This is a genomic window from Halomonas sp. DQ26W, assembly GCF_003339685.1.
In the GTDB taxonomy this organism is placed as follows: Bacteria; Pseudomonadota; Gammaproteobacteria; order Pseudomonadales; family Halomonadaceae; genus Halomonas.
Window position 1 is genome coordinate 1 of sequence record NZ_QPKI01000046.1, and the last position, 10,325, is coordinate 10,325.

4 protein-coding genes are annotated in these 10,325 nt (G+C 64.0%); 1 reads left to right on the plus strand and 3 read right to left on the minus strand.

Going from position 1 to position 10,325, the window contains the following annotated elements; all coding sequences use genetic code 11:
- Positions 1-171 precede the first annotated feature (171 nt).
- The 3 genes from DU490_RS16485 to DU490_RS16495 all read right to left on the minus strand — a co-directional run bounded on the left by DU490_RS16485 (position 172) and on the right by DU490_RS16495 (position 5,296).
- Positions 172-4,095 carry an AAA family ATPase gene (locus DU490_RS16485; protein WP_114575316.1) on the minus strand — a complete coding sequence of 1,308 codons (3,924 nt, stop codon included), beginning with the start codon at positions 4,093-4,095 and terminating at the stop codon, positions 172-174.
- A 32-nt stretch (positions 4,096-4,127) separates the two neighbouring features.
- Positions 4,128-4,751: a tRNA-(ms[2]io[6]A)-hydroxylase gene (locus DU490_RS16490; protein WP_258801707.1), complete on the minus strand. Its 624-nt coding sequence runs from the start codon at positions 4,749-4,751 to the stop codon at positions 4,128-4,130.
- A gap of 113 nt (positions 4,752-4,864) precedes the next feature.
- Positions 4,865-5,296, minus strand: coding sequence for a DUF1289 domain-containing protein (locus DU490_RS16495; RefSeq protein WP_114575317.1), 432 nt, complete (start codon positions 5,294-5,296; stop codon positions 4,865-4,867).
- A gap of 294 nt (positions 5,297-5,590) precedes the next feature.
- On the opposite strand from DU490_RS16495, the gene acnB reads away from it, so the two are divergent.
- Entirely contained in the window at positions 5,591-8,194 is a 2,604-nt protein-coding gene (gene acnB / locus DU490_RS16500) for a bifunctional aconitate hydratase 2/2-methylisocitrate dehydratase (protein ID WP_114575318.1), read from the plus strand.
- The last annotated feature ends 2,131 nt before the right edge of the window (positions 8,195-10,325 follow it).

A 10,325-nucleotide genomic window follows, 5' to 3' on the forward strand; every position in this document is an offset into this window, starting at 1 on the left:
CCAAGGCGCCTGGCGGCGCCAGTCGCGATGGGAACCAGCGCTCCAACAGCTGTATTTTCCTGCCGTGGTGGTGCCTACCAAGGCGCCTGGCGGCGCCAGGCGCGATGGGAGTCGGAGCGCCGAACCGAGCGCTCCAACAGCGGTTTTTTCCGATCGAGATACATCGCTTCCTTACAGTTGTGATTCAGCGTTCGCTGCATGGGGCAGGCGGCGATCCAGCAGGGTGCGCCAGCGTACGAGTACTGGCGCGTCGCTGTGGGTGACGTGGTTAAGCAGTTCACGAAACAGCTCACGGGCGGCTTCGTCGCAGATGTCGACCAGGGTCAACCAGGCTTCCAGGGCGCAGAGTTCCTGATGCAGGTTCTCGTGCAGACGCGCATATTCCAACGCTTGCACTACAAGCAGGCGCACCTCGGACTGCGGGCGAGCGAGGCGGTGGCGAACGAAGGCCAGCTGTACGGCCAGTTCGGGCACGAACAGGGTGCTGCGCTCGCGGGCGATCAGCAGGCACTGGTCGAGATAGTCCTCGGCGCTGGTCAGCTCGTCGAGGGCAATACAGGCGTCGCTGTACCAGAGGTTGGGGCGATGATAGCGGTCGCGTCCGGTGATTGCGCCGAACTCTTCCTGGGCGCCATCCATGATTCGCAGGCCATCGCGATCGCCGGAGAGCGCTCGGCGCCAGCCCAGCACGCCCTGCGCCGATACCTGCCATAGGTGAAGATCGGGGGTTTCGGTCAGGGCAACCGCTTGCTCGGCGCGCTGCGCCGCTAGATGGACGTGGCCTAGTTGACGATAGAGCGCCGCGGCGAACAGCAGCGCCATGGCCAGCGAGCCGGGGTGACCGATTCGCTCGGCCAGGCGGATGGCGGATTCGACCTGCTGCTCGGCGCGACGATAGTCGCCGCGCAGGCAGATCGCCCAGCCCTGGAAGCAGGCGGCGGCCACCTGTGGGTGCTCGGAGAACGGCAGCCACTCGATCATCATCGGCTGTTCGAGGGGGGCGATCTCGTCGAGGTGGTCGTAGGCTTGGCTGACGCGGCCGGCCCAGTATTCGCAGTTGGCACGCGAATAGTCGGCCAGGCGGCGGTAGCGCGGGTCTTCCAGCCGGCTGGCGATGGACGCCAGGCTGGCGGCCAGCGAGAAGGCGTCGGCGTGGGCGTGGCGCTGGCTGCAACCCACCCAGAGCCCCCACTTGACCAGGAAGGCCTGCTCAAGGTCTTCGGTGTCGTCGCCGCTGCAACCTTCGCACTTGATCAGCAGTTCTCGGGCCCGGACGAAACTTTCGTGGGCCGTGGGCGAACCGTGCCCTTCAAGGGCAAAGGCGGCCTGGCCGCGTACGGTAAGCAGGCTGATCTCTCGTTCGGTCGGTTCCTCGACGTGACGCAGGCTGGCGAGGCCGAAGTCGGCCATTTTCAGGGCCGTACGGTTGGCACTGACCTTGAGCGCCTCACGAGCCGCCAGTTCGAAATAGCGTGCCCCGCGGGCATAGTGACCGCTACGGCGCAGATGGGTGGCGAAGTCTCCCGGGTGCCGGCCGATCCACATCGGGAACCGCTCTTCGATCAGGCTCACCACCTGACGATGGATGCGTACGCGAACGTCCCGCGGGCAGGAGAGATAGGCGGCTTCCTGCAGCAATTGATGGCTGAACTGGAATTCACGGCAGCCGCCCTCGCCGCCGGCGGATTCGATGATCTCCAGCCGGCGCATCTGATCCAGGGCGCGGTTGAGCTGCGGCATTTCCCAGCCGCTGCATTCGGCCAGGAAGTCCAGGCGAAAGCGCCGGCCGAGCACGGCAGCCACGTGGGCGACTTCTCGGTCGCCATCGAGCTGGTCGATACGTCCCGCCAGCAGGCCAAGCAGGCCACGCGGGAGTTCATCGAGATGGACGCTGCGCCCCTCCCGACGATCGATTTCCAGACGACGGCAGATCTCCTGCATGTAGAGCGGCACACCATCGCAGCGTTCGATGATCTGGCCACGCAGCCGCGGGCTGAGGTGCAGCCGGTAGCGTCGTGCCAGCTGGGTTAGCAGGCGCGACGACTGCATGGCATCGAGGTGGCCAAGCGTGACCTGCTGGTCCCAATGCAGCCGCGTGGGCAACGCCTCACGGCCGTGATGACTGGCCACTAGCAGGAAAGCGCAGTTGATCGGCAGTCGTGCCTGAAGGCCGGCCAGCACCCGGAAGGAGGGTTCGTCGAGCCATTGCAGGTCATCGATCATCAGTACCTGGGTGCGCTCGCTGGCATGACGCTCTATGACACGGCACAGCACGGCGACGACCAGATCGGCTGCCTCGCCGCTCTTGGCCAGCTGTGCCACTTGGGGGGATTCACGAACGCCCAGCGCTTCTTCCAGCAGGTCCAGCTGGTTGCTGCTCAGGACCAGATCCGGGTGACCTTCGAGCAGTGCGGCCAGGGTTTCACTATCGAGTTCGCCATCCAGGCGCCAGCGCAGCAGGGTACGCGCGACACCATAGGGTTCCAGGACCGAGAGACGCGTCGTGGGCTGCCAGCAGATCGCCGCGTCGCGACTCAGTTCCAATTGACGGAAGCCGACCATCAATGCCGACTTGCCCATGCCCGAGGCGCCCCGCACCAGCACGCTCTGACGCAGGCCGATGCCGGCGCGGGCCAGAGCATCGCGTAGGGTACGCAACGGCGTTTCGCGCCCGACCAGGCTGGGTGGCATGGCGTCGCGCCCGCCTTCGTTGTGACCCAGTACCAGAGCACGCAGGCGCACGCGGCCATCGCTTGCCACCAGCCGCGAGGAGAGACGCGGCTGCAAGTCCAGCGCGGGCGGCATGTGCTGGCTGGCCTCCTGGGAAATGACCAGCTCGCTGCCTTCCGCGGCAGTCATCAGCTCGAGAGCATTCTGGGTCACCTGGCCCAGCGGGTCGACCAGTTGACGTTCGGGCAGGTAGACCACGCGGCCGCTGTTGAGGCCGGCGGCCAGTTCGATGCGCGGCGGTTCGCCTTCGCCGCTCCAGTGGCGCGTGATTTCGTCGGGCAGCACCCGGCGGCAGTGTTCGTACAGGGCGACCAGTTCGGCCAGCTGGTGAGCCGGACCATGGGTACCGAAGCAGGCGAGGCCGAGGCCACCGGTGGCACCGGGCAGCCAGAAACCACCCAGGTGATGGCACTGCTGCTCTAGCCAGCGCATCAGCTCGAACTGCAGCGCCAGGCAGGCGCGGGTCTCGTCACGGGCCGAGAACTCCCCTTTCACCCGCAGGCGAATGGCCATGACCGAGAGCTGGCGCTGCTCGATCTCGTCCTCGCGCAGCGGTGAGCTGCCGGCGGCAAGGGTGCGCGAGAAGGCGCCCTGCGGGGAGAGCCCCTGCAGGTCGGGGTTGCCGTCGGACCAGTAGCGTGCCAGCTGCAGGAAGCTGGGTTCGGGCTGCTGTCCGGAAAGGGCCAACAGCTGCAGGTAGGCGCTGTACTGTTCGTGGGCGGCCGCCAATTGGCCCTGTTCGGCGAGCTGGCGCACCAGGCGCTCATGGAAGGGGCCGTAGCCGGAGAAGCGACTGACCAGGGCTTGCAGCAACTGATCGGGGACCTCTTCGTTGCTCTCGAGTATGGACTCGGCAAAGCGAATAACCCGCTGACGCCACTCGTTGCGAAGTTGCACCAGCCAGCGCTGGAATTCGGTGCAGGACGGCAATTGCAACTCTTCGACCAGGTCGCCGCGGTAGCGTTGAAGCAGCCGCTCCAGTGTCGCGATATCCTTGGGTCCGTCGAGGAGATTCTGAAGTTCATGTAGATCGAAGTGCCAGGATTGAGGCAGCCGGAAGGCTATGGTCTGGCGAGATACCACCAGCACCCGCTCTGCCTCTTCTCCCAGCGACTGTCGCAGACAGTGCAAGGCATGGCGCAGGTTGGTGCGCCCTGAGGAGAGGCCTTGGTCGGGCCACAGCAACTCGGCCAGGCTGGCCCGGTTGACGGGTTGCTGGTGCAGCAGCAGATAGACCAGCAGCGCCTTGACCTTGTCGTAACTGAACTGGGTGAGAACGTCGTCCCCCAGTGTCAGAGAAAACTGTCCAAACAGCGCTAGCTGATCCCATCCGTTATTATGAACGTCTTGTCGAGCGTCCTGCATGTTGGGAACCCTGCATGGCGAAAGCGGTGGGCTCAGCCCGGCACACCGCTATGAAAACGAAACGCCTTGTCTGGCGTGGCTATCAGCTCTGCTTCGCGTAGGGCGAAGAAGGCAACCCGGCCGTCGATGGGGCCTGGAGCGAGATGCCGCGCCAACATTAGATAATCCTCGTAGTGACGACCTTCCGACTTAACCAGAGAGCGGTAGAACTTGGCAAGCTCGGGGTCCAGATACGGAATCAGTCGAGCGAACCGTTCACAGCTGCGTGCCTCGATATAGGCACCGATAATCAGGATATCGACCAGTCGTGCCGGATCTTGAGGTGTCACATGTCGGCGTAACCCTTCGGCATAGCGGGAGGCGCTGAGATGCCGATAGACGATACCCCGACTCTCCATCAGTTTCACTACCTGCTCGAAGTGCAGCAACTCCTCCCGGGCGAGCTGCGACATCTTGGTCAGCAGCAACGGCTCGTGAACGTAGCGATAAAGCAGGCTCATGGCAGTCGAGGCGGCCTTCTTTTCACACTGTGCATGATCGATCAGCAGTAGCTCGGGGTTTTCGAGTGCCCAGGCAATCCAGGCATCGGGTGTCTCACAGGCCAGGAAGTCGTGCATATCCGGCGGCAGCAGGGTCTCGTCACTTGGTGCTTCCATGGTCTCTGGCATGGTCTCTGGCATGGTCTCTGGCATGGCATTGGCTCGAATGTGGTGCGGTCGTTATGTTGGTATTACGTGACTGTCCAAAAGGTGCGGTTGCTGTGCGCACCCTACTGCTGCGCCTGGCGGTATTTAGCGGCCTCGGTCAGTGCCTGGTTCAGCCGTAAGTGTAGTTCTGCGACATCAATGCCCTGGGCAGATTCGCTTGCAACCAGGCCATAGCGCGATAGCGATTGAATGCGCGTACGACCCACCCGCAGCAGCTCAACCGCTCGCGAGAGCGCCGGCTGATCGGAGCGAAAGCGGATACGGTGACGCAGCAACTGTGCTTCGAGGCACTCGGCATCCACCACCTTAAGGAAACGACCGGCCACGGTTACCCGCAGTGCATCCAGTTCCGCCATGCGGGCGTTGCGCTGCTCGTCGGACAGGCCGAACCAATCGAGTATTTCACCATCGCCACGCTGGCAACCGCGGCAGACCGGATCGCCGAGAGTAGTGGAACAGAGCCCTACGCAGGGGGACGTGATGCTGCCTACCATGTCGCTTCCCACCTTGATCGATTGCCTCTTCCATTGGGCGCCCATGGTAACGTGGCCGGCCAGGACAGGCACCTGTCGAGGAGGCCTCGCGTGACGAATTTTGTAACCGGGCAAACATTGCGCCGACCAAAGTTCAAGGTTGCTGCGCAAGGGGTTACCTTAACATTGTCGACAGTTTGGCGTAGAATCGCCGCACCCAGTGACCCGATTGTTTCACTAGCCAATGCCGCCATTTCGCCGGTTCAGGCGCTGTATCGGCGTGCTTTGGCCACCACTATAGAAGAGGGCCCCAACGTGCTTGAAGCCTATCGCCAACATGTCGAGGAACGCGCCGCCGAAGGCGTCCCGCCGAAGCCGCTGAATGCCGAGCAGGTCGCCGCTCTGGTCGAACTGCTGAAGAATCCGCCAGCCGGTGAAGAGGAATTCGTTCTCGACCTGCTGACCAATCGCGTCCCGCCGGGCGTGGATGAGGCAGCCTACGTCAAGGCCGGCTTCCTGACTGCCATCGCCAAGGGTGAGGCCAGCTCTCCGTTGATCGACAAGGTACACGCCGTCAAGCTGCTGGGCACCATGCAGGGCGGCTATAACATTGTCTCGCTGGTCGAATTGCTCGACGATGCCGAGCTGGCCAAGGAGACGGGCGAGCAGCTCAAGCACACCCTGCTGATGTTCGATGCCTTCCACGACGTGGAAGAGCGTGCCCGTGCCGGCAACGCCGTGGCCAAGGATGTAATGCAGTCCTGGGCCGAGGCCGAGTGGTACCTCTCCAAGCCGGCTCTGGCCGAGAAGATCACCCTGACCGTTTTCAAGGTGCCCGGCGAAACCAACACCGACGACCTCTCCCCCGCCCCGGATGCCTGGTCACGCCCTGATATTCCGTTGCATGCCAACGCCATGCTCAAGAATGAGCGTGAGGGGATCAATCCAGAAGTGGCGGGCACCACCGGCCCACTCAAGCAGATCGAGGAAGTAAAGGCCAAGGGCTTCCCGGTCGCCTACGTCGGCGACGTGGTCGGCACCGGCTCGTCGCGCAAGTCCGCCACCAACTCGGTGCTGTGGTTCTTCGGCGACGACATTCCCAACGTGCCCAACAAGCGTGCCGGAGGCTTCTGCTTCGGCGGCAAGATCGCGCCAATCTTCTTCAACACCATGGAAGACTCCGGTGCCCTGCCGGTCGAGATGGACGTTGCCAAGATGGAAATGGGCGACGTCATCGACGTCTACCCCTATGAAGGCAAGGTGTGCAAGCACGGCACCAACGAGGTCGTCACCACTTTCGAACTCAAGACACAGCTGATCCTCGACGAGGTGCGTGCCGGCGGCCGCATCCCGCTGATCATCGGTCGTGGCCTGACCGGCAAGGCGCGTGAGTCGCTGGGCCTGGCGCCTTCCGATGTCTTCCGGCTGCCCGAGCAGCCCAAGGACACCGGCAAGGGCTTCACCCTGGCCCAGAAGATGGTCGGCAAGGCCTGTGGTCTCGATGGCGTGCGCCCGGGCATGTACTGCGAGCCGAAGATGACCACCGTGGGCTCCCAGGATACTACCGGCCCGATGACTCGCGACGAGCTCAAGGACCTGGCTTGCCTGGGCTTCCAGGCCGACCTGGTGATGCAGTCCTTCTGTCACACCGCGGCCTACCCGAAGCCGGTCGACGTGGATACTCACCACACCCTGCCCGACTTCATCATGAACCGCGGTGGCGTCTCGCTGCGCCCGGGCGACGGCATCATCCATAGCTGGCTGAACCGCATGCTGCTGCCCGATACCGTGGGCACCGGCGGCGACTCCCATACCCGCTTCCCGATGGGCATCTCCTTCCCGGCGGGCTCCGGCCTGGTGGCCTTCGCCGCCGCCACCGGCGTGATGCCGCTGGATATGCCGGAATCGGTGCTGGTGCGCTTCAAGGGCAAGCGTCAGCCCGGCGTCACCCTGCGCGATCTGGTCCACGCCATCCCTTACTACGGGATCAAGAATGGCCTGTTGACCGTGGCCAAGGCGGGCAAGAAGAACGCCTTCTCCGGCCGCGTGCTGGAGATCGAAGGCCTCGATGACCTCACCGTCGAGCAGGCCTTCGAGCTCTCCGATGCCTCCGCCGAGCGTTCAGCTGCCGGCTGCACCATCACCCTCTCCGAAGAAAGCGTCGCCCAGTACCTGAACTCCAACATCACCCTGCTGAAGTGGATGTTGAGTAACGGTTACGGCGAGGAGCGCACCATTGGCCGCCGCATCGCGGCAATGGAAGAGTGGCTGGCCAACCCCAGCCTGATGCGCGCCGACAAGGACGCCGAATACGCCGAGGTCGTCGAGATCGACCTGGATGAGATCAAGGAGCCGATCCTCTGCGCGCCGAACGATCCGGACGACGCCCGCCTGCTCTCCGAGGTGGCCGGCGAGAAGATCGACGAAGTATTCATCGGTTCGTGCATGACCAACATCGGCCACTTCCGGGCCGCGGGCAAGCTGCTCGAGAAGCAGCCGGCAGGCAGCTTGAAGACCCGCCTATGGCTGGCCCCGCCTACCAAGATGGACCAGCACCAGCTGACCGAAGAGGGCTACTACGGTATCTACGGTCGTGCCGGGGCGCGCATGGAAATGCCGGGCTGCTCGCTGTGCATGGGCAACCAGGCCCGTGTTGCCGCCAAGAGCACCGTGGTTTCCACTTCTACCCGCAACTTCCCCAACCGCCTGGGCGATGGCGCCAACGTCTACCTGGCATCTGCCGAGCTGGCCGCGGTCGCCGCCGTCGAGGGCCGCCTGCCGACGGTCGAGGAGTACCAGCGTTACATGGGAGAGTTCGATGCGATGGCCGGCGAGATCTATCGTTACATGAACTTCCATGAAATCGAGGAGTATCAAAAAGCCGCCTCGAATGTGATTCCCGTGGCCCAGGAAGCCTGATAGGCTACGACACCGGAAACAACATTTCGACTCCGATGCTCGCAACATCGAAGGCCGCCACCCGAGGGTGACGGCTGGAGCCGATGACCAAAGCGCCCCCGTTCGGGGGCGCTTTTTTATGGTTCTTCACACTTTGGCGTGAATCTGCTCTGCACAGACTGCATTGTGGAAGGACGCCTCGGCGATAGCGACGCAGGCGCTCCTTGTTGGAGCGCTCGGTTCGGCGCCTCGGCGGAGGCCACGGCGTTGGCGATGGTCGCCGGCACTGGCAACCCCGCCGGGAGTCCTGCGGCCTCCAGTCGTGATCTAAAGATTCTCCTACAGGGTGGTAGTCGCCTGTTATGGCAGGAAAAAGCAGCTGTAGGAGCGCTGCTCCGCATCGCGACTGGCGCCGTCAGGCGCCGTCAGGCGCCTCGGCGGAGGCCACGGCGGAGGCCACGGCGGAGGCCACGGCGTTGGCGATGGTCGCCGGCACTGGCAACCCCGCCGGGAGTCCTGCGGCCTCCAGTCGTGATCTAAAGATACTCCAACAGATGATTACCTCTCCTTTGGTGGAGAGGGTCGCTGTTGGAGCGCTGCTCCGCATCGCGACTGGCGCCGCCAGGCGCCTTGGCGGAGGCTGAAACGCCGGTGATGGCCGCGAACGTTGGCAACACCGCCGGGAGTCCTGCGGCCTCCAGTCGTGATCTAAAGATTCTCCTACAGGGTGGTAGTCGCCTGTTATGGCAGGAAAAAGCAGCTGTAGGAGCGCTGCTCCGCATCGCGACTGGCGCCGTCAGGCGCCTTGGCGGAGGCTGAAACGCCGGTGATGGCCGCGAACGTTGGCAACACCGCCGGGAGGCCTGCGGCCTCCAGTCGTGATCTAAAGATTCTCCTACAGGGTGGTAGTCGCCTGTTATGGCAGGAAAAAGCAGCTGTAGGAGCGCTGCTCCGCATCGCGACTGGCGCCGCCAGGCGCCTTGGCGGAGGCTGAAACGCCGGTGATGGCCGCGAACGTTGGCAACACCGCCGGGAGTCCTGCGGCCTCCAGTCGTGAGCTGAAGCTACTCCGACAGCGGCGTGGCAACGTCGGTAGAAAGAATCATTGTTGGAGCGCTGGTTCCCATCGCGACTGGCGCCGTCAGGCGCCGTCAGGCGCCTCGGCGGAGGCCACGGCGTTGGCGATGGTCGCCGGCACTGGCAACCCCGCCGGGAGGCCTGCGGCCTCCAGTCGTGATCTAAAGATACTCCAACAGCGGCGTGGCGCCGTCGGTGGAGAGGGTCGCTGTTGGAGCGCTGCTCCGCATCGCGACTGGCGCCGCCAGGCGCCTTGGCGGAGGCCACAGCGTTGGCGAGGTCGCCGTCACGGGCAACACCGCCGGGAGGCCTGCGGCCTCCAGTCGTGATCTGAAGATACTCCAACAGCGGTGTGGTTTGCCTTAATGGAAAAAACAGCTGTTGGAGCGCTGCTCCGCATCGCGACTGGCGCCGATAGGCGCCTTGGCGGAGGCCACGGCGTAGGCGATGGTCGCCGGCACCGGTAACGCCGCCGGGAGTCCTTCGGCCTCCAGTCGTGATCTAAAGATACTCCAACAGATGATTACCTCTCCTTTGGTGGAGAGGGTCGCTGTTGGAGCGCTGCTCCGCATCGCGACTGGCGCCGCCAGGCGCCTCGGCGGAGGCCACAGCGTTGGCGATGTTCGCTGGCACTGGCAACACCGCCGGGAGTCCTTCGGCCTCCAGTCGTGATCTGAAGATACTCCAACAGCGGTGTGGTTTGCCTTAATGGAAAAAACAGCTGTTGGAGCGCTGCTCCGCATCGCGATTGGCGCCGCCAGGCGCCTCGGCGGAGGCCACGGCGTTGGCGATGGTCGCCGGCACCGGCAACCCCGCCGGGAGGCCTGTGGCCTCCAGTCGTGATCTAAAGATACTCCTACAGCGCGGTTACTGCTGACCTTGTTGGAGCGCTGCTCCGCATCGCGACTGGCGCCGTCAGGCGCCGTCAGGCGCCTCGGCGGAGGCGGCCGAGGTTGGCAGTGGTCGCCGGCATTGGCAACACCGCCGGGAGTCCTTCGGCCTCCAGTCGTGATCTAAAGATACTCCAACAGATGATTACCTCTCCTTTGGTGGAGAGGGTCGCTGTTGGAGCGCT

Bases quoted from the DNA above. Each gene is read 5' to 3' on its own strand.
- DU490_RS16485 (WP_114575316.1), bottom strand. From the start codon at position 4,095: ATGCAGGACGCTCGACAAGACGTTCATAATAACGGATGGGATCAGCTA.
- DU490_RS16490 (WP_258801707.1), bottom strand. From the start codon at position 4,751: ATGGAAGCACCAAGTGACGAGACCCTGCTGCCGCCGGATATGCACGAC.
- DU490_RS16495 (WP_114575317.1), bottom strand. From the start codon at position 5,296: ATGGTAGGCAGCATCACGTCCCCCTGCGTAGGGCTCTGTTCCACTACT.